16 protein-coding genes and 1 pseudogene are annotated in these 18,930 nt (G+C 62.3%); 11 read left to right on the top strand and 6 right to left on the bottom strand.

The genetic code is table 11. The features are described 5' to 3' along the window. Positions 1-34 precede the first annotated feature (34 nt). The 9 genes and pseudogenes from tssH (at position 35) to WJU18_RS04780 (ending at position 12,326) form a co-directional block, all read left to right on the top strand. Positions 35-2,732, top strand: a pseudogene (gene tssH / locus WJU18_RS04820) (type VI secretion system ATPase TssH). A 10-nt stretch (positions 2,733-2,742) separates the two neighbouring features. Next, positions 2,743-5,139, top strand: a complete 2,397-nt coding sequence (locus tag WJU18_RS04815) for a type VI secretion system Vgr family protein (protein ID WP_423459001.1) — start codon at positions 2,743-2,745, stop codon at positions 5,137-5,139. A 16-nt stretch (positions 5,140-5,155) separates the two neighbouring features. Beyond that, the gene (locus tag WJU18_RS04810; protein ID WP_423459000.1) at positions 5,156-6,448 is read left to right on the top strand and encodes a DUF2169 family type VI secretion system accessory protein; all 1,293 of its coding nucleotides are present in this window, start codon (positions 5,156-5,158) and stop codon (positions 6,446-6,448) included. Then, on the top strand, positions 6,334-7,800 hold the full coding sequence (locus WJU18_RS04805; RefSeq protein ID WP_423458999.1) for a pentapeptide repeat-containing protein: 1,467 nt from the start codon (positions 6,334-6,336) through the stop codon (positions 7,798-7,800). The genes WJU18_RS04810 and WJU18_RS04805 overlap by 115 nt, the downstream gene beginning before the upstream one ends. Then, positions 7,797-8,846 carry a pentapeptide repeat-containing protein gene (locus WJU18_RS04800; protein WP_423458998.1) on the top strand — a complete coding sequence of 350 codons (1,050 nt, stop codon included), beginning with the start codon at positions 7,797-7,799 and terminating at the stop codon, positions 8,844-8,846. Before WJU18_RS04805 ends, WJU18_RS04800 begins: the two co-directional genes overlap by 4 nt. A gap of 10 nt (positions 8,847-8,856) precedes the next feature. Further along, positions 8,857-9,498 carry a DUF3540 domain-containing protein gene (locus tag WJU18_RS04795; protein ID WP_423458997.1) on the top strand — a complete coding sequence of 214 codons (642 nt, stop codon included), beginning with the start codon at positions 8,857-8,859 and terminating at the stop codon, positions 9,496-9,498. 15 nt (positions 9,499-9,513) lie between these two features. Further along, the gene (locus tag WJU18_RS04790) at positions 9,514-9,909 is read left to right on the top strand and encodes a DUF4150 domain-containing protein (protein WP_423458996.1); all 396 of its coding nucleotides are present in this window, start codon (positions 9,514-9,516) and stop codon (positions 9,907-9,909) included. Between the two features lie 16 nt (positions 9,910-9,925). Continuing rightward, positions 9,926-11,539 (top strand): type VI secretion system-associated FHA domain protein TagH, encoded by a 1,614-nt coding sequence (gene tagH / locus WJU18_RS04785; RefSeq protein ID WP_423458995.1) that lies wholly within the window; start codon positions 9,926-9,928, stop codon positions 11,537-11,539. A gap of 10 nt (positions 11,540-11,549) precedes the next feature. After that, positions 11,550-12,326, top strand: coding sequence for a PP2C family protein-serine/threonine phosphatase (locus WJU18_RS04780; RefSeq protein ID WP_423458994.1), 777 nt, complete (start codon positions 11,550-11,552; stop codon positions 12,324-12,326). A gap of 32 nt (positions 12,327-12,358) precedes the next feature. On the opposite strand, the gene WJU18_RS04775 is transcribed toward WJU18_RS04780, so the two are convergent. The 6 genes from WJU18_RS04775 to tssA all read right to left on the bottom strand — a co-directional run bounded on the left by WJU18_RS04775 (position 12,359) and on the right by tssA (position 17,455). Next, the gene (locus tag WJU18_RS04775) at positions 12,359-12,916 is read right to left on the bottom strand and encodes a peptidoglycan-binding protein (RefSeq protein ID WP_423458993.1); all 558 of its coding nucleotides are present in this window, start codon (positions 12,914-12,916) and stop codon (positions 12,359-12,361) included. A gap of 95 nt (positions 12,917-13,011) precedes the next feature. Beyond that, the gene (locus WJU18_RS04770; RefSeq protein WP_423458992.1) at positions 13,012-13,569 is read right to left on the bottom strand and encodes a peptidoglycan-binding protein; all 558 of its coding nucleotides are present in this window, start codon (positions 13,567-13,569) and stop codon (positions 13,012-13,014) included. 37 nt (positions 13,570-13,606) lie between these two features. Next, complete coding sequence (locus tag WJU18_RS04765; protein ID WP_423458991.1) at positions 13,607-14,086, bottom strand: Hcp family type VI secretion system effector; 480 nt, start codon at positions 14,084-14,086, stop codon at positions 13,607-13,609. 143 nt (positions 14,087-14,229) lie between these two features. Continuing rightward, positions 14,230-15,726 carry a type VI secretion system contractile sheath large subunit gene (tssC, locus tag WJU18_RS04760; RefSeq protein ID WP_423458990.1) on the bottom strand — a complete coding sequence of 499 codons (1,497 nt, stop codon included), beginning with the start codon at positions 15,724-15,726 and terminating at the stop codon, positions 14,230-14,232. A gap of 33 nt (positions 15,727-15,759) precedes the next feature. Further along, positions 15,760-16,281, bottom strand: a complete 522-nt coding sequence (gene tssB, locus WJU18_RS04755; RefSeq protein WP_423458989.1) for a type VI secretion system contractile sheath small subunit — start codon at positions 16,279-16,281, stop codon at positions 15,760-15,762. Between the two features lie 148 nt (positions 16,282-16,429). Then, complete coding sequence (gene tssA, locus WJU18_RS04750) at positions 16,430-17,455, bottom strand: type VI secretion system protein TssA (protein WP_423458988.1); 1,026 nt, start codon at positions 17,453-17,455, stop codon at positions 16,430-16,432. A gap of 73 nt (positions 17,456-17,528) precedes the next feature. Here tssA and tssJ point away from each other — a divergent pair, with 73 nt between their 5' ends. Continuing rightward, positions 17,529-18,047 (top strand): type VI secretion system lipoprotein TssJ, encoded by a 519-nt coding sequence (gene tssJ / locus WJU18_RS04745; protein WP_423458987.1) that lies wholly within the window; start codon positions 17,529-17,531, stop codon positions 18,045-18,047. 138 nt (positions 18,048-18,185) lie between these two features. Next, the gene (locus WJU18_RS04740; RefSeq protein WP_423458986.1) at positions 18,186-18,881 is read left to right on the top strand and encodes a response regulator; all 696 of its coding nucleotides are present in this window, start codon (positions 18,186-18,188) and stop codon (positions 18,879-18,881) included. Positions 18,882-18,930: the final 49 nt, after the last annotated feature.

Below are 18,930 nucleotides of genomic sequence, written 5' to 3'. Positions count from 1 at the left end.
CTCCAATCGTCTTCACCAATGAAGCGGAGAAATCATGAGTGAAATCAGTCGCACCGCGCTCTTCGGCAAGCTCAACCAATTGGCCTACAAAGCCATCGAGGGTGCCACGGTCTTCTGCAAAATGCGCGGCAACCCCTACGTGGAACTGGAGCATTGGTTCGCGCAGTTGCTGCAGGCGCCCGACTCCGACTTGCAGCGCATCGTGCAGCACTACGGACTGGATGTCTCGCTGCTGGCCAAGGATGTGACGGCGGCACTCGACCGCCTGCCGCGCGGCGCCACCGCTATCAGCGATTTCTCGCCCCACATCGAGAACGCCATCGAACGCGCGTGGACCTACGCCACGCTGCAGTTCGGAGAAGCCCAGGTCCGCACCGGCTACCTGATCGTCGGCATGCTCAAGACACAGAGCCTGCGCAACCCGCTGGTCGGCGTCTCGCGGCAGTTCGAGAAAATCAAGCTGGAAGACTTGGTCGATCACTTCATCCGCATCTGCGATGCCTCGCCCGAAGCCAAGATGCGCGCTCAGGATGGCACGGGCATGGGCACCGGCGCCCCTGGCGAAGACAGCGGCGCCATGGCCCCGGCGGCCATGGGCAAAGGCGACGCCCTGAAAAAATTCGCGGTCGATCTCACCGAGAAAGCCCGAAAAGGCGAGATCGACCCGATCACCGGCCGCGACGAGGAAATCCGCCAGATCGTCGACATCCTCATGCGTCGGCGGCAGAACAACCCCCTGCTCACTGGCGAAGCGGGCGTAGGCAAGACTGCGGTGGTCGAAGGTTTTGCCATTCGGCTGGCACGCGGCGACGTCCCGCCGCAACTCAAAGACGTGAAGCTGCTCACGCTCGACATCGGCCTGCTGCAGGCCGGCGCCAGCATGAAGGGTGAATTCGAGCAACGGTTGCGCCAGGTGATCGATGAGGTACAGGCTTCGCCTACGCCCATCATTCTTTTCATCGACGAGATCCATACGCTCGTGGGCGCAGGCGGCGCGGCCGGCACGGGCGATGCGGCCAACTTGCTCAAGCCTGCGCTGGCGCGCGGCAATCTCCGCACGGTAGGCGCCACGACCTGGGCGGAGTACAAGAAATACATCGAGAAAGACCCGGCCCTCACTCGCCGCTTCCAGGTCGTTCAAGTACCCGAGCCGGACGAAACCAAAGCCATCCTCATGCTGCGCGGCGTCGCCAGCGTGCTCGAAAAGCACCACCGCGTGCAGTTGCTCGACGAAGCCATCGAAGCCGCCGTGAAGCTCTCGCACCGCTACATTCCGGCGCGCCAGTTGCCCGACAAGGCCGTGAGCCTGCTCGACACCGCCTGCGCCCGCGTCGCGGTGTCGCAGCATGCCACCCCCCAGAAGTGGAGGACTGCCAACGCCGTATCGAGGCACTGACCGTGGAGCAGGAAATCATCGGGCGCGAGGAAGCCATCGGCATCGATGTCAGCAAGCGTGCGGAACAGGTCGTGCGCTTGCTGGGTGAATCGCGGGCGGAGTTGGAAAAGCTCAATGCGCGCTGGCAGGAAGAAAAAGGCTTGGTTGATCGTTTGCTGGCCCTGCGTGCGCAGTTGCGCCAGGGTAGCCAACCGGTCGATAGCGATGCAGGAGCGCCGGACTTACCCCAGGAGGGGAAGGAGCAAGACCGTGCCGCCCTCCTCGCCGAACTCCACGAGCTTCAAGCCCAGATCCATGCCGTGCAAGGCGAATCCCCCTCATCCTGCCCTCGGTCGACGAACAAGCCGTCGCCTCGGTGGTTGCCGACTGGACCGGTATTCCCGTGGGTCGTATGGTCAAGAACGAGGTCGAAGCCGTACTCAAGCTCGCCGACACGCTGAACCAGCGCGTCATCGGCCAGAAGCATGGCCTGGAAATGATCGCCCGGCGCATCCAGACCAGCCGTGCCCGCCTGGACAACCCGCAGAAACCCATCGGCGTGTTCATGCTGTGCGGCACCTCCGGCGTGGGCAAGACCGAAACCGCCCTTGCCCTGGCCGAAGCGCTATATGGCGGCGAGCAGAACGTCATCACCATCAACATGAGCGAGTTCCAGGAGGCGCACACGGTCTCCACGCTCAAGGGCGCGCCGCCCGGATATGTAGGTTACGGAGAAGGCGGCATCCTGACCGAAGCGGTGCGCCGCCGCCCCTACAGCGTGGTGCTACTCGATGAGGTCGAAAAAGCCCATTCCGACGTGCATGAGATCTTCTTCCAGGTGTTCGACAAAGGCTGGATGGAAGACGGCGAGGGCCGCTTCATCGACTTCAAGAACACCATCATCCTGCTCACCACCAATGCGGGCAGCGAACTGATCATGAGCATGTGCAAGGACCCCGAGCTGCTGCCCGGCCCCCAGGCGCTGGCCGACTCGCTCAAGGGGCCGCTGATGAAGGTGTTCCCGCCTGCGCTGCTCGGGCGCATCGTCACCATTCCCTACTACCCGCTCTCGTCCGAGATGATGAAGCAGATCGTGCGCTTGCAGCTCGGCCGTATCAAGCGGCGCGTGGAGCAGAACCACGGCGTGCCCTTCGAATACTCGGATGCCGTCGTCGAGCAGGTCGTGGCCCGCTGCCAGGATCCCGAATCCGGCGGCCGCGTGATCGACGCCATTCTCACCAACACCGTGCTGCCCACGATTTCGGTCGAGTACCTCCAGCGTCTGGCCACCGGAGGCGAGATCCGGCGGGTGGCGCTCGATGTGAAGGACAGCGATTTCACCTACGCATTCGATTGAAGGAAACGCCATGGCCGATGAACTGCATGTAATCGAAGGCGATTCGCCGGTGAAAGGCGACCTGCTCTTCTGGAGCATCGTCGGCCACGAAGGCTTCTCGCGCCCCTCTGCCTATGAACTCACGGTCCTCTCCAAGAAGAAGACCATCGATCCCAAGGACATCCTGGGTTATTCGTTTGACGTGAAGGTCAACTTCCACGACGAAGGCAAGGCCAAGCACACGCGGCATTTCCAAGGCCATGCGGTGCGCTTTCTAGGCGTGCGCCAGGTGGGGCGCTATCACGAGTACCGTATCTCGCTGCGCTCCTGGTTCTGGCTGCTCACCAAGCGGCACAACTCGCGCATCCACCAGGACAAACAGGTGCTGCAGGTGTTCGACGACACCGTGAACGACAGCCCCATCAGCAAGCTCAACAAGGTCAAGAAAGCGCACGTGACCGAGCCGCACTCCGAGCGCCACTACTGCGTGCAGTTCCAGGAAACCGACCATCAATTCCTCTCACGCCTGATGGAAGAAGAAGGCATTTACTACTGGTTCGACGCGCACGACGCGCCCGGTACCATGCACCTCTCGGACAGCAGCGCCAGCGCGCACGATCCGCTGCCCGTGAAGTCCACGCTCGAATACCGCTCCGGCGCGCGAGCGGGTGATGCACGCTTCAACGAAATCATCGAGTGGGTCGCGGGGCGCCGCTTCGAATCCGGCAAATATGCCTCGCAAGACAGCCAGTATTTCACCATCAAGAAAAAACTGGCCGCCAAGAATCCCGTACCCGCCGATCACGAACTCCCGGATCTGGAGGTCTTCGAATTCCCCGGCAACTACCTCAAGAACGAGGATAAAGACATTCCCGATTCCGACGTGGAAAACACCGGCAAGGTGCGCGGCAAGGAAATCATCGGCCTGCGCCACCGCCACTGGGCACTCACGCAATGGCCCGACGTGGCCCCCGGCAAGAGCTTCAAATACAAGGGCGACCCGGACGACAGCCGCAACGGCGAATACATCATCGCCGGTTGCACGCTCGCGGTCTGCCACCCCGGCTACGAAGGCATCGGCGACACACAGGCTGCCCGATCCATGCGCGCCGCCCTGGAGGCCGCTTTGGCCAACGACAACTTCAATGCCGGGGCCGCCGACGTGCTGCATGACCTGATCGAAGCCCACGAAGGCCTGCGCGCGGGCGCCCCCGGCACGCGCACCTTTCTCATCTCCTGCCTGCCCAAGGATTCGCTCTATAAGCCTGGCCGCGTCACACCTACCCGCGTCATGCCTGGCCCCCAGAGCGCCATCGTGGTCGGGCCCAAGGGCAAGGAACTGCATGTCGACCCCATGGGCCGTGTCAAGGTGCACTTCCACTGGGACCGCTATGACAAGAGCGACGAAAACTCCACCTGTTGGGTGCGCGTGTCGCAACCCTGGGCCGGGAAAAGCTGGGGCGGCTACTTCGCTCCGCGCATCGGCCAGGAAGTCATCGTCGATTTCATCAATGGCGATCCGGACCGTCCCATCATCATGGGCCGCGTCTACAACGACGACCAGCCTATTCCCTACGAATCACCCACCCAGAGCGGCTTCAAGACACGGTCTACACCGAACGGCAGCGCAAGCAACTTCAACGAGTTCCGTTTCGAGGATGAGAAGGGCAGCGAGCAGGTCTACCTGCATGCCGAGAAAAACTACGACATCGAGGTCGAGGCCGACGAAACCCACCACGTGGGGCATGACCGCACCAAGAACATCGACAACAACGAGACCACCACGATCGGCCATGACCGGACCGAAACCGTGGGCAACAACGAGACCATCACCATCACCAGCAACCGCATCAAGACCGTGGGCCAGGAGGAATCCACCGTCATAGGGGTTTCGCGCACCGAAAGCGTGGGCGCCAGCGAAACGGTGTCGATCGGTGCAACCCGCTCGCATACGGTAGGCGCCACCGATACGCTGACAGTCGGCGGCGCGCGCACCGAGCTGATCGGCGGCGCACTGACCCAGACAGTCGGCGCGGCCGCCACGCACAACATCGGAGCGGCTTTCACGCAGGTCGTGGGCGGCCCCATCACCGTCACCGCCGGTGGGCCGACCACCTTCTTGGCCAATGGTGGCTTCACCATCATCGCCCCCGGCGGCACGAAGGTTTTCGATCAGACGCTGGACCAATTTGGCGGGGTCGTCAAGGAAGGCTACGGCATGAGCTTCACCATCAATCTGGCCAAGCTCTCCCTGGACAACGCCGTCATGGCGATCAACGGCGTCAAGATCGAGTCCACCGGCATCAAGATGGACAAGACCATGTTCGATCTTCTCGACAAGGACTGCGAACTCAAGAAGTCCGAAGCGCTGATCGGTGTGTTCCCGGGCGTCGCCTTGACGATGGCCGCCGCCAAGCTGTTCCTTTGACCATTGAACGACACCCATGAGAGTCTCCAAACCCATGGCCGTGTCACCGCTGGTGCGCTGCTTTGAGTATCGCGGCAAGTGCTGGTTTGGATTCACCGGCATGCTGATGATCGGTCTGGGTGAGGAAGTCCGTGTGCTTTCCGAGCAGGCCTTGTGGCCGTTCTGGCTGAAGCGGCCGGAAGCGGCTGCAGGGCCGCTGGACGAAGGCGTTCTGCGAGCCCGCTCGGAGTATCTGGTGTCTGGTGTGGCGTATCCGCACGGCACCGACGGCCTTGCCTGCGCCGTAGAGGCCGAGGTAGGCACGCTCCGAAAACGCCTACTGGTCTTTGGCGACCGCTACTGGGACGGGAACCAGCGCAGCAGGCCCCAACCCTTCAGCGCGCTGCCTCTCGCCTGGGAGCAGGCCTACGGCGGAAAGGATGTCGCCGAGAATCCGCGCGGCAAGGGCGCAGCGGCTACAGTGCAAGATGGCGTGCGCCACCACTGGCTCCCCAACATCGAAGACCCCGCCAAGCCCCTGGCCTCACCGGGCGACCGCGCATCACCCGCAGGCTTCGGCCCGATCGACACCATGTGGCCCCAGCGGACCCGCTATCAAGGCACCTACGGCGACGACTGGCTGAAAACGCAGTTCCCCGCGGTGGCCTCGGACACCGACTGGCGCTACTTCAATGTCGCCCCCGAGGACCAGCAGCAAGATCAACCGTTCAGCGGCACCGAGCCCTACGCCTTCAGCAACCTGCACCCCACGCAACCCCGCCTGGCTGGCCGGCTGCCAGGGCTGCGCATACGCGCCTTCGTCACGCAGCGCGTCGGGTCCGAAGAGAAGTTCAAGGAAATCAAGACTCGGCTCAACACGCTCTGGTTCTTCCCCGATGCGGAGCGAGCCATCCTGGTCTTCCAAGGCATGCACGAAATCGCCGAGGACGATGGCGCCGACATCCTGCATCTGCTGTCGGCCGTGGAATACATCAACCAGCCACGGCCTGCCGAACACTACCTGCATGTGCGCGACAAGCGTCTGGACAAGGAAAACGGCGCCGTCGAATCGCTGCGCGAAGATGACCTGATGCCCGCCGATCTGGCTGTCCCCCTGATCGACTTCACCCTCGCGAACACCGCGCGCTTGAGCGCGGCCAGAAGCGCGCCGAAGCCGAGCGCACCAAGGCACGCGCCGAAGTCGCCAGCAGCGGCATGGACCCCGACGAACACGCCCCCGCCGTCAAGGGCGAGCCCCCGCCAGAGGTCCGCAATCTGGATGATCTGCTGCGCTTGCGCGCCGAGATGGAGCAGCGCCTGGCCCAGATGAAGAAAACCGGTGAAGCCGAGAAAGCCAGAAGCCTGGCAGAAGCCAAAGCGCTGTTCAAACGCGAAGGGCAGGATTTCAGCCTGATCGAGCGCGAGATGGCCGGCCTTGAGACCCGCGGCCCACCCAAGCCTTTTGTGGAGGAGCTGCTCCAGACCTTTCGCGGCCACTTGGTAGGCCAAAACGATCCAGCCATCAAAGAGGAGCTGGAAGGCCTGGCCACCAACGGGAAGATGCACACCCAATGGCGTGCCAGTGAAACCAAGCAGCTCATGGCCTACCGCATGACGGCGCACTACCAGGTTCCCGTGGATCGCGCCCTCGGCGAGGCTGCCCAAGCCACGCGCCGCCGCGTGATGGCACGACAGGCGGCCGGGGGCGATTTCCAGGGCTGGGACCTGACTGGGGCAGACCTGTCTGGACTGGATCTTTCCGGTGCCAACCTGGAAGGCGCGCTGATGGAGCGGGTCAATCTGACCGGGAGCATCCTGCGCGGCGCCAACCTGCGCAACGCCGTCCTCTCCCATGCGGATCTGCTGTCCACACAGTGCCAGCAAGCCTTCTTCACCGACGCCAACCTGGGCGCTACCCGCATCGAAAAAGCCGATTTCGAAGGCGCCGACCTGAAAGGCGTCATCTTCACGAAAGCACGCCTCGGCCAAGTCAGCTGGCGCGGCGCCAGAATCGACGATGTCCGTCTGGAAGAAGCCAAAGTAGACGGCCTCGACTGCAGCGGCGCTCGTTCGGATCAGTTGCTCACCTTCTACAAGCTCGATCTGCGAAGCTTCAGCTTTTCCAAGGCCCAGTTGCGTTTCGGCGCCTTCATCGAATGCGATGTCAGCGGCGTGGACTTCAGCGGTACGGTGTTCGAAAAATGCGCATTCGTCACCCTGAAAGCCAAGGGTACGCGCTTCAACGGCATGCGCATCGACTCGGGTTGCTTCGTGCAGCACTGCGATCTGAGCGGTGCCGACTTCAGCGGCGCCTTCCTGCAGAACATGAGCTTTCGCGGCGCCTTGCTGAAAGGCGCCTCCCTGGAGGGTGCCGTGCTGCGCGGCTCGGACTTCAGCGAGTGCGACCTCGAACAAGCCAATCTCAGCCGCGCCGATGCGCGCTCAGCCCGCTTCGTTCGTGCGCGCCTGGCAAGCGCGCGGTTCGAAGGCGCGAACCTGATGGACGCCGTGCTCCAGCACGCGCATCTGGAAGATACCGACTACCGCCGCGCCAACCTGTTCCAGAGTGACTTCGCTCGCGTTCGGGTGGCGCCTGGCGTCACTTTCACCGAAGCGCTCTGCACCCGCATGCGCACGTTGCCGCGCCATCACGGCAACACCGCGGGAGGAGCGGCGCCATGACACGCGACAGCGTTCTGCAAACCGTCCAGGACGCGGAGCCTGTGCGCGAGCAGAATCTCACAGGCCTCGATTTCTCGGGATGCGACCTTTCGGCCACGCTATTCGAGCGCTGTGACTTCAGCAGCGCCAATCTGGAAGGTGCCGACCTGACGGAAGCCCAGTTCCTCTGCTGCACCTTCGCCCGATCGGCATTGAACCGCTGCGTCACCAAAGGCACGGCCTTTATCGAAACCCGCTTTGAGCGGGTAGCCATGGCCGACACCAAGCTCGACAACGTGAGCTGGCTGAAATGCGCCATCAACGGCCTGGCGCTGGTGCGGTGCACCGGAGATTTCGTGAACTTCGCCGACTGCAAGATAGACCGGCTGCTGTTCGACGACAGCCGCCTGGAGATGCTCACCCTGACCAGTTGCCGCACGGCCGCTCTCAGCTTCGCGCGCTGCACGCTTGAGCGCGCGGCACTGATGGAGTGCGACCTGAAGAAAGCCGATTTCCGGGGTGCGTCGCTCAACACCGTGGTCATGATCAAGAGCCTGCTGGCCGGGCAATCCTTCGCGGGCCAATCGATGACGAACGTGCAGTTCATCGGCGCCGACCTCACGGAATGCGATTTTTCGAACACCCATCTGACGCAGACCAACTTTCAGCAAGCCAAGCTGGCCGGCGCGATCTTCAAGAACACCCAAGCCCCGGGCGCTCTCTTTGTCGACGCCCAGATGGAAGGTGCCAGCTTCGAAGGCGCGGCACTCAGGCAAGCCTTGTTCAACGGAGCTCAAGCGAGGGAATGCCGTTTCGACGGCGCTGACCTGTACCAGACCAACTGGACCCGTGCAGCCCTGCCTCGCGCCAGCCTCCGCGACTGCGAGCTCACCTACGCGGATTTCTCGCACGCCATCATGGACGAAAGCAATCTGCAGGGCAGCACCTTGTACCGAGCCAAGCTGCACCAGATCTCCGACCGCGGCGCCCGCTTTTCCGATCGCACCCGCGCGCTCGAATCAGACCCAGACCTGCTGGCGGCCGAACGCTGGCAGCCCCCGACGTGAGGTGATTCAGATGACCATCAAAGACGACGTAATCTCCGAGCGGCCCCGCACCGCCCACTCCCCCGGCACGGCTCTGGTGAAGGAGGCGGACATCACGCAAGACCGCTTCGTACTGGAAACAGGCCCCCAGACCACGCAACAAGCCCTTCGCGCCCGCAGCTGCCTGGTGCAGCCCCAGGCAGGCGATATCGTGGCCTTCATCGCGGACGGGGAAAGCAGCGCCTATGTCACGGCCGTACTCGAACGCCCGAACGGCGCCCCCCTCACGCTGAAACTGCCGCCCGGCACCGTGATCCACGCCGAAGACGGCGCGTTGGAACTGAGGGCCGACACCCTGGCTTTCCGTGCCCGGGCACTCAGCCTGGAAAGCGAGCAGGCACACCTCAATGTCGAGCAGGTGGTCGGCGTCGGCCAGCGCGCCTCCTGGTCCTTCGGTGCCGTGAAGTTCACAGCCGACCTGATGGAGTCATTCGCCGAACGCGTGCTCCAGTTTTCGCGCTGGAGCCAGCGCATGGTCGACGGCCCTGATCAAGTGCGCGCCCGCCAAATCGACTACCGCGCCGAGCAAACGATGCAACTACAAGCCCAGGCCCTGATCGCCAGCGCCGACAAGCTCTTCAAAGCCGACAGCGACCAAATTCATTTGGGCTAGAAACGGAGAATCAACATGTTCGCCAACTGCCAACTCATGGGAATGGACATGGCCTTTCCCGACGTGTGCCTCACACCCACCCCCGCCGGCCCTGTCCCCATTACCTACCCCAACATCGCCGCCGGCCCCATGGCCATCCCCAACGTCCCGACCATCCTGTTCGCCGGCGCGCCAGCCCACAACCTGGGCACGACCATCCCCATGACCAATGGCGACAACCCCGGTCTGGCCCTGGGCGTCGCCTCGGGCCTGGTCATGGGTCCCAGCCGGCACCTCACCGGCGCGTTCAGCATATTGCTCAAGGGACTCCCTGCCTCACGCATGACCAGCGTCTCCCAGCAAAACTCCACGAACGCAGTCGGCTGCCGCCTGGTCCCAAGCCAGCCCAAGATCCTGCTTCTGGCGCCCTAAAACACAGGAGGCCAATGTGCTTGAGATCACGGTCACTGCCAGACAAGGCCTCGCCGAGGCGAACGGCGTTGCCACTCGCTTTGACGCCGATGGCGGCACCATCGGCCGGGCCGACACCAATCGGCTGGTGCTCGACGATCCTGACCGCACCGTCTCGCGCGTACACGCTCAGGTCGTCTGCAAGGACGGCCTCTATGCCATCATCGACCGGGGCAGCAACCCCATGCAGCTCAACGGCCACCCCCTCGGCACCGGCAGCGAGGCTCCGCTGAACCTGGGCGACCGCCTGACCATCGGCGGCTTCGAGCTGGTGGTGTCGCAGTTGGAAACCGGCGACGGCAGCGCGGCCAGTGCCTTGCCCGCTCATGCCGCATCTGCGCCAGCCACTGACGATCCTTTCGCCGATCTTCTGGAAGGCCTCGTCCCCCCTGCCGCCTCGCCCCAGAAGCCCTTGCCTGCATCACCCGTGGACGAAGGACCTTTTCCCGACCCCTTGGGAATGAGTTCTTCCGCCCCCTCTGACCCATTCGCCGATCTGCTCGGCAGCGGCCCGGATCAAGGGTCACCAGCCACGGAAGAGCGTCAGCCTGACGATTTCTCGGATCTGATCACCCCTGCGCGCAGCCCCAAGGCCGAATCGATCGACGCCCTGTTCGGTCTCGGCACGCCCTCCGGAAGCGATCCGCTGGCCATGACACCGCTGGCCGACCCGCTGCTGCAACCCAACACGGCATCCTCTCAGGATCCGCTGGCCGCCCTGTCGCAAGAAGCTCCCCTGAGGCCGCCCGTGCGCAGCGACCACCTCCCCGTGGGCCAGTTCGGCTTCGTGCCGCCGCAATCTTCAGCAGCACAGCACAGCCAGCCCACCCTCGAAGCCATCGACCCTTTCGCCGGCCTCGCCGACCCTGCGCCACCGCCAGCCCGACCTGCCGTGCCCCCGCCGCAGGCCATACCGCAGCCCTCAAAGCCGGACGCCGCCCCCCCCACGCAGGCCCCGGCCTCCCCTGCCAGCCAGGCGGCCGACCACGAGTTGCTGGCCGCTTTTCTGCGCGGGCTCGGCCCCCTTCAGCAATCGCCCGCCCAATTGACTCCCGGCCTCATGGAACGCGTGGGTGAAATGCTGCGCACCTCCACGGAAGGCACGCTGCAACTCCTGCTCACCCGCCAGGAATTCAAGAAAGAAGTGCGTGCCCAGGCCACCATGATCGCCGCCCAGGCTAACAACCCGCTCAAGTTTTCCCCCACCGTGGAAGTCGCCCTGGCCCATCTACTTGGCCCCGGCATGCGGGGCTTCATGCCCGCGCAGGCCGCGATGCGCGACGCCTACCAAGACCTCCGCGCGCACGAATTCGGCGTCATGGTGGGCATGCGCGCCGCCCTCGCCCACGTGATCGAACGCTTCGAACCGTCGGAACTGGAAAAGAACATCGCAGCCAAATCCAAGCTCGATGCGATCTTCTCCGCCAACAGAAAAGCCAAGCTGTGGGATCAATTCGTGGCCCTGTACGGCTCCATCGCAAAGGAAGCTGAGGACGACTTTCACAGCCTCTTCGGAAAAGCCTTCCTGAAGGCCTACGAAGAGCAAATGGAACGCCTGAAGGCCCACGACGCCAATGGCAGCCAGACCTGAGAGAGCTGATATGCAACTGGAAATCGCCACGTTGACCGAGCAAGGCGCTCGCGGATACAACGAAGACCGCATCGGGCACTGGTCGGATGGGCGCTATGCCGCACTGCTGGTGGCCGATGGCGCCGGGGGACATGGCGGAGGCGACGTCGCCGCCAGCCGCGTCCGCGACTGCGTACTCGATGGCTTCGCCGCTTCTCCCTCGCTCGATCCGCAGCAACTCACATCGCTCGTGATCCGAGCCAATGATCAGATTTTGGCCGGACAGCGCGAAGGCGGGCGCCTCGCCAGCATGCGCTCCACCTTGGTGCTGGCCGTTTTCGATCTGGCGGCGTCTCGCATGATCTGGGTTCACTCAGGCGACAGCCGGGCCTATCTCTTCCGCGGCCATGCCATCGTCGCGCGCACCATCGATCACAGCCTGGTGCAGCAAATGGTGGACAGCGGCATGCTCGATGACGAGCAAGCCCGCCTGCACCCGCAACGCAATGTGCTGCTGTCGGCGTTGGGCACAACCCCGGAAGATCTGGAGATCAAAGTCTCCGATCCCATGCGCGTTGCACCAAGCGATGCGGTGCTGCTGTGCAGCGATGGCATCTGGGAGCCCATTGGCGATGCAGTATTGGCCTCCAGCCTGGGCGCTTCAGGCTCGGCGTCTCAGTGGGCGGCGGGCCTGCGCAAGGCAGTGTTCAACCAAGCCAAAACAGACCAGGACAATTATTCAGCGGTCGCTGCGTGGATCGTGCAAGAAGATGACGAGGTCACACGCATCGTGAGCACTCAGATCTGAAAATTGGTGCGGCTCACGCACCAATTCTCCTCTCAGACACCACCCGTCTCAGGCACCACACGCACTGGTGTGGTGTACTGGTCCGGCATCTTCTTCTCGGTCTTTAGCGCACTGATCAGCGGTGCAGGCATGTCCTCGCGCCAGCGAAGCCCCAGGAAGAACTGCGTTCCGTCGGTGAGGTCATTGTTGTTGCAGGCCATATTGAGAAGCCCGAGGGCATATAGCCTTTGCTGAATGGTGCTCTTGGCACGAGGATTCTCACGCATGGGATCCATTCGATGGTCCACGCGCAACATCCAGCCGTGTAGACACATACTGCCTTGAAACGTATCGATATGCGCTCGCGTGGCTGGCCCGAGAAGGCCATCCACCTCGATGGACGAGTATCCAGCCGGAGGCGCCAGTTGAATGGGGTTGCTGACGGTCGATTGATACTTCCCGCCTTGCTCATAGTAAAAAATCTGCATCAAGGCCTGCACCAGCATCGTGTCGACCTTATGGCTGGGTGCTCCGTACCCCACAGCCCAGTCCACGTTATAGAAAAGCCTGGTTGCACCGGCTGAGTTCAACGCTGTAAGGGTAAAAGCCATGATGCCTCCTGTGCATCGAATTTGAAACCGACCAGCTCGACAACATGAAGTCACTTTATCCGTGCGGCCCCCTTGGGCGAAGACGTTGTTGAAAGTCAACCACCACCGGTTTCCGGTACGTTGTACCAACTCGCCTTGTACTGGTCAGCCTTCATTTTTTCAGTCTTCAGCGCAGCGCGCAGCGTTGCTGGCATATCCTCGCGCCAGCGAAGATTCAGGTAAAACCCGGTTCCATCAAGAGAGTCGTTGAACTTGCAAGCACCGCCAAGCCGTCCAAGGGAGTATCCCTGCCGTTGCTTGAAGCTCAACGGGTCTTCGCCTCCCCGGAACGGGTCCATGCGATGATCCACCTTCATCTTCCAGCCCATCTTGCGCAAGCTGTCCTGAAACGTATCGATATGCGCACGCGTGATCGGGCCAATGACACCGTCGATCGCAATGGACGTCTGTCCAGCGGGAGGATCGAAGCGAACTCGATCGAGGCTCTCCCATGGAGTAGGAACCACCATCCCCCCTTGCTCGTAGTAGAAGACGTGCATCATGGCCTGCACCAGCATCGTATCGATCTTGTGGCTAGGCGCCCCTGACCCCCCAACCGCCCAATCGACGTTGTAGTTGAAATCACCCTCTGCCGTCATGTAAGTGAAAGCCATGGCGCGCCCCTTGCTTCGGAACTCGGAACTGCGCTAATCAGCGCAATTCCGTGGTGCCGACATTCCAGCCGAACTTGACATCACCACCGGTGCTACCCGTAGCCGCCTGCGGCTTATAGGTGAACTCGATGTCCTTGTACGTGCAGGTCACTGTCTCCACTACATCGCCGCCGGTGGCACCGCTCGGGTGCGCGGAGGTGATGAAAGCCTCTTTCAGCTTGATCTTCAGATACTCCTTCTGACCTTCGCCCGACTTCCGGCATGTCAGCTCCAGGCTGTCGAAGTGCTTGCCCTCCACGCATTTCTTGGCCAGGTTGGGAGAAGCCTTGTCGTAGTCGTGGGTGAATACGAAATCGCCCGCCACAGCTTTGCCTTTGCCAGAGCCACCGCCGGAAGCCGCCGACGACGCATTGGAGACCGTCCAGCTCCAGGAGTGGATTTCAATCTCACCCTTGTGGTCCTTGTGCTCGGACTCGCCGTCGACACCGGCCAGCTTGACATGGAAATCTGATGACATTTGGCTTCTCCTTAGACCCTTCTCGGGTAGTTGCTTGTTGAGGAATTCAGCCGTCCGGCGCTTTCGCGCAAGATTTCAGGCCGGCTGCATGAATAACGAATCAGCTTCCGCTTTTAAAAGCCGGTATGAACCGGCCATTTGGCCTATGCAGCGCCTTTGGTCGAAGGCAGCTTGGACACCAGCCTCAGCGATACCGTGAGCCCTTCGAGCTGGTAGTGCGGCCGCAGGAAGAACTTGGAGGTGTAGTAGCCAGGATTGCCCTCCACCTCCTCCACCACCACTTCGGCAGCCGCCAGAGGTTTCTGCGACTTGGTGATCTCCGACGAGTTGGCGGGGTCGCCATCGACGTAGTTCATGATCCACTTGTTCAACCAGCGCTGCATGTCCTCGCGCTCCTTGAAGCTGCCGATCTTGTCGCGCACGATGCACTTCAGGTAGTGCGCAAAGCGGTTGCAGGCGAACAGGTAAGGCAGCCGCGCGGCGAGATTGGCATTGGCGGTCGCGTCCGGGTCGTCATACTCGAACGGTTTGTTGAGCGACTGCGCACCGATGAAGGCCGCGAAATCACTGTTCTTGCGGTGAATAAGCGAGAGCAGGCCCGCCTTGGACAACTCGGCCTCCCGCCTGTCGCTGATAGCTATCTCGGTGGGGCATTTTTGGTCTACCCCGCCGTCGTCGCTCGGGAAGGTGTGCAGAGGCAGGTTCTCCACCGCACCACCTGATTCAATGCCGCGAATGCGCGAACCCCAGCCATACAACTTGTAAGACCGGTTGATATTCGTAGCCATGGCATAAGCGGCATTGGCCCACGAGTACTTGTTGTGGTCGGCCCCCGCCGTGTCTTCCTCAAAATCGAACTCCTCCACCGGATTGGTGGTGGCCCCGTAAGGCGGGCGTGCCAGGAAACGCGGCATGCACAGGCCAATATATTTGGAGTCGTCCGATTCACGCAGGCTGCGCCAGGCCGCATACTCCGGTGTCAGGAAGATCTTGGTCAAATCCCGCGGATTGGCCAACTCCTGCCAGCTTTCCATCTGCATCAAGTTGGGGCTGGCGCCGCTGATGAACGGCGCGTGCGCAGAGGCCGCGATCTTGGCCATTTCACCCAGCAACTCCACGTCAGCCGGCGTCTGATCGAAGAAGTAGTCCCCCACAATAGCGCCGAAGGGCTCACCACCGAACTGGCCATACTCCTCTTCATACACGCGCTTGAAAATCGGACTCTGGTCCCAGGCCGTCCCTTTGAACTTCTTGAGGTTCTTGGCCAGTTCCTTCTTGGAGATGTCCATCACCCGGATCTTCAGGTTTTCGTCCGTCTCGGTGTTGTTCACCATATAGTGCAGGCCACGCCATGCGCTTTCGAGCTGCTGGTACTCGGGGTGATGGATAATCCTGTTGATCTGCTCGGTCAGCTTGGCGTCGATGGCCGCGATCATCGATTCGATCGACTTCGTGACATCCTTGCCGATGAGCTGAGTCTGAGCCAGCGCCTGCTGCGCCAGTGTCTGCACCGCGGCTTCTACGGCGCTGCGCGCCTCGTCACTTCGGGGCTTGAACTCCTTTTGCAGGAGCGACGCAAAATCGCCACCGGCGTATTCGACATCCTTGAGCGCGCTTTGCTGTGCAGCGGTTTCGGCCATGGTGCTTCTCCGTGAGCTGATGGGTGGGGGTGGTCAGGCGGCTGCCGGCGGCTCGCCTTCGGCCTCGGGCTTGGCGGTGGTGGCCAGCGATTTGAGCAGTGCCGGATCGTCCAGCACCTTGGCTAACAGGTCTTCGGCGCCGGTTTTGCCGTCCATATAGGTCACCAGGTTCGAGAGCTGGTTACGCGCTTCGAGCAGCTTGTTGAGTGCATCCACCTTGCGCGCCACGGCGGCAGGCGAAAAGTCATCCATGCTCTCGAAGGTGAGCTCGACTTTCATCTGGCCTTCACCGGTCAGAGTGTTGTCCACTGAAAATGCCGTCCTGGGCTTCATGGACTTCATCCGGCTCTCGAAATTGTCCACGTCGAATTCGAGGAACTTGCGGTCACCCACCGGCGCCAGCGGGTCTGCGGGTTTGCCCGACAGGTCAGCCATCACCCCCATCACGAAGGGCAGCTGGATTTTCTTTTCGGCGCCATACAACTCGACGTCGTACTCGATCTGCACACGAGGCGCACGGTTGCGGGCGATGAACTTCTGACTGCTTTGTGCCATGAGTTTTCTCCTAGGATTGGCAAGGGCTGGGGCTTACACCTCCGTCATTCCCGCGCAGGCGGGAATCCAGCGGTGGCGCTGAAGGGACGCACAGGATCGCCGTCTGTGCGTGCGTAGCGACCCCATGTGTCATTTCCATGGGCATCCATCACTCCTGGACGCGCCTGCCCGTCACGAGCTCAATCGTTTCGAGCGCGTTCGGAGCAAGGTCAGCCATGATGTCCAGGAAGCTCACGCCAATGAGCTTCTTGGCACGTTCGATGAGCAGGGGCGCTGGATTGCCGGGCTCAGCCTGCTCCAGATAATGGATGACGCGGTTCAGCGCCTGGATCGCATCCTGCCGGCTGCGAATGTCGCCACGCGGCCCGTCCGCAGCCGCGCCAACCGGAACAGCTGTTCCGGCAGATTCGCCCTCCACTTCAGTGACGGGATCTCCGCTTGGGGAGCCTCCAACTGCCAGCTTCAGGTGCTGGGCAATCGTACGCAGCCGGCTGAGGTCCATGGCGTCGGCGCGGCCAGTCCGATCATTGATGACCGCTCCCAACTGGGTGACGATCGCCGGCAGCGCGCGGATCGCCTCCACCGACTCACCGCCAGCCTGCACGATTTCGTGCAGGCCTCCTTCCACAGCCGCCTGCGGCATGGCCTCAGTACCATTCATCGGCGCCAACGCATTGCGCGCGGTCAGCACATCGCGCACACGGATTGGCCCAAGGCCCGCAGCCGTACCCAGGCGAACTTCATAAAGATCGCGGATCAGCGTCGACTCGTCGGCGAGCGGCGCCAACGCATTCAGGCGCATGGTCGGATCATCGCCGTCGTCCGCATCCAGCAGCGGATAGAGCGCAGGCCAATACGCCTCCAGCAGTTGGCTCACCAACCGGGCCCCCATCAGGAACCCCGGCAATCCTCCTGCGCGCGTGCTGGCGCGCAGCAGCAGCAGCGCCGGCCGCAAATCCTTCGTGCGCCCGAGCAGCGCGATGGATTTGCTTTGAATCTCACGCCAATCGGGCTCGACCGCAGCGATCACCGTGTCGCCGAACTGCTGCTCGGGCTTGCCTTGCGCTTCAGTCTGCAGCGCCAGAAATTCCGGGTCGTACTCAAGATCCGGCCCGCAAGGCGAATCCTCGCTGACCGGCTTCAAGAGCTCCTCGACGACCTGTGCTGTGAGCATGTGTTGCCATTCGATGGTGAGTAGAGATAATCAAAGAGCCATCGAATCGGGTCAATGCAACGAAGGAACTAGCATGGAATATGTGCGCACCTACCATTCGTCCTATGTAAGGCAGGACATGGCCACCCGGCGCGACCTCCTGCGCTGGGGAGGACTGGCCTTCGGCAGCGTGCTGGCCGCCGGTTGTGCCAAGCCGCCTGCCCCCATCACCACACCCGTCAACCTGCAGTTGGTGGGCGCGGCCGACATGAATCCCGATACGCGCGGACGCGCCTCGCCCATGGCTTTGCGCGTCTATGCCCTGAAAACCAGTAGCGGCTTCGACACCGCCGATTTCTTCGCACTGTTCGAAAAAGACACGGCCACACTGGGCGGAGACCTCATCAAAAAGGAAGAAGTGCTGCTCAAACCAGGCGAATCGCACCCTCTCGCCTTCGTGCTCCAGGCAGACGCCATGGCCTTGGGCATTCTGGCGGCCTACCGGGATCTGTCGCGTGCCCAATGGCGCCAGACCATTCCTCTGGTGCCAGGCCAGCCGGTCAACATGAATGCCGTCTTCGGGGCCCGTGCCATCACGCTGCAGCGGCGCTAGCGCGTTGCCTCTGTGGCCTCCGGCATGGCTCCACCGCCGGAGCTATGCCATTTGGCAGGTATGTAAGACTTGCCCGCGTGTGCCGCCGGGATTATTGTTAACGCACTAAAGAAATTCAACGCAGCGGAGCGTCACTCCATGAAGATCGTGATCGCCGACGACCATCGCCTGATTGTCGAGGCCGTGGTTGATAAATTGTCGGAGCTGGGCCCCGGAGTTACCTTCGTGCAAGCGATGTCCGTGCCCGAACTGCTCACCAGCGTAACAGCCGATGTCGATCTGCTGCTGGTCGATCTGGTCATGCCCGGTGCAGAAGGACTGAGCCACGTGCTCGAAGTACGCCGTCGCTATCCGGATGTGCGCGTGATCGTGCTGTCGGGCCAGGAAGACCGGGAACTCATGCGCGAGGCGCTGGAGGCAGGGGTCATGGGCTTCATTCCGAAGGCCTACTCCCCCGCCGTGATGCTTTCGGCCGTGCGCCTGGTCCTTTCCGGCGGCGTTTACGTGCCACCCATGATGCTGACCGGCATGGACCTGACGCCCACACGAGAAACCCCAGTTGCCGCTTCTCATGCGCCCGCGCCTGAAAACAGGAACGAAGCCCCTGGCGGTGCTGGCCGCAACTCGATGCCTCAGCTGCGCAGCGTGCTCACCGAGCGCCAGATGAACGTGCTGGCGCTCCTGTCCGAGGGCAAGCCCAACAAGCTCATCAGCCGCAACCTCGGCATCAGCGAAGGCACGGTGAAGATCCACCTGGCGGCAATTTTCCGGGCCCTCGGTGTGCGTAACCGAACCGAGGCAGTAGTCGCCGCACGTGCACTGGAAAACGGCTGACAAAGCGCTCGCAGTAAATCATTCATTTGCTTTGGATACAGCCTCAGTG

The organism is Ottowia sp. VDI28 (assembly GCF_049532675.1).
In the GTDB taxonomy this organism is placed as follows: Bacteria; Pseudomonadota; Gammaproteobacteria; order Burkholderiales; family Burkholderiaceae_C; genus Ottowia.
This window is presented reverse-complemented; position numbering and strand designations above follow the sequence as displayed.

Excerpts from the sequence above, each read along its gene's own strand:
- tssC (WP_423458990.1), bottom strand. The coding sequence starts at position 15,726 with ATGGCCGAAACCGCTGCACAGCAAAGCGCGCTCAAGGATGTCGAATAC.
- WJU18_RS04775 (WP_423458993.1), bottom strand. The coding sequence starts at position 12,916 with ATGGCTTTTACCCTTACAGCGTTGAACTCAGCCGGTGCAACCAGGCTT.
- tssB (WP_423458989.1), bottom strand. The coding sequence starts at position 16,281 with ATGGCACAAAGCAGTCAGAAGTTCATCGCCCGCAACCGTGCGCCTCGT.
- WJU18_RS04765 (WP_423458991.1), bottom strand. The coding sequence starts at position 14,086 with ATGTCATCAGATTTCCATGTCAAGCTGGCCGGTGTCGACGGCGAGTCC.
- WJU18_RS04795 (WP_423458997.1), top strand. The coding sequence starts at position 8,857 with ATGACCATCAAAGACGACGTAATCTCCGAGCGGCCCCGCACCGCCCAC.
- WJU18_RS04740 (WP_423458986.1), top strand. The coding sequence starts at position 18,186 with ATGAAGATCGTGATCGCCGACGACCATCGCCTGATTGTCGAGGCCGTG.
- WJU18_RS04805 (WP_423458999.1), top strand. The coding sequence starts at position 6,334 with ATGGACCCCGACGAACACGCCCCCGCCGTCAAGGGCGAGCCCCCGCCA.
- WJU18_RS04800 (WP_423458998.1), top strand. The coding sequence starts at position 7,797 with ATGACACGCGACAGCGTTCTGCAAACCGTCCAGGACGCGGAGCCTGTG.
- tssA (WP_423458988.1), bottom strand. The coding sequence starts at position 17,455 with ATGCTCACAGCACAGGTCGTCGAGGAGCTCTTGAAGCCGGTCAGCGAG.
- WJU18_RS04810 (WP_423459000.1), top strand. The coding sequence starts at position 5,156 with ATGAGAGTCTCCAAACCCATGGCCGTGTCACCGCTGGTGCGCTGCTTT.
- WJU18_RS04780 (WP_423458994.1), top strand. The coding sequence starts at position 11,550 with ATGCAACTGGAAATCGCCACGTTGACCGAGCAAGGCGCTCGCGGATAC.
- WJU18_RS04815 (WP_423459001.1), top strand. The coding sequence starts at position 2,743 with ATGGCCGATGAACTGCATGTAATCGAAGGCGATTCGCCGGTGAAAGGC.
- WJU18_RS04770 (WP_423458992.1), bottom strand. The coding sequence starts at position 13,569 with ATGGCTTTCACTTACATGACGGCAGAGGGTGATTTCAACTACAACGTC.
- tssJ (WP_423458987.1), top strand. The coding sequence starts at position 17,529 with ATGGAATATGTGCGCACCTACCATTCGTCCTATGTAAGGCAGGACATG.
- WJU18_RS04790 (WP_423458996.1), top strand. The coding sequence starts at position 9,514 with ATGTTCGCCAACTGCCAACTCATGGGAATGGACATGGCCTTTCCCGAC.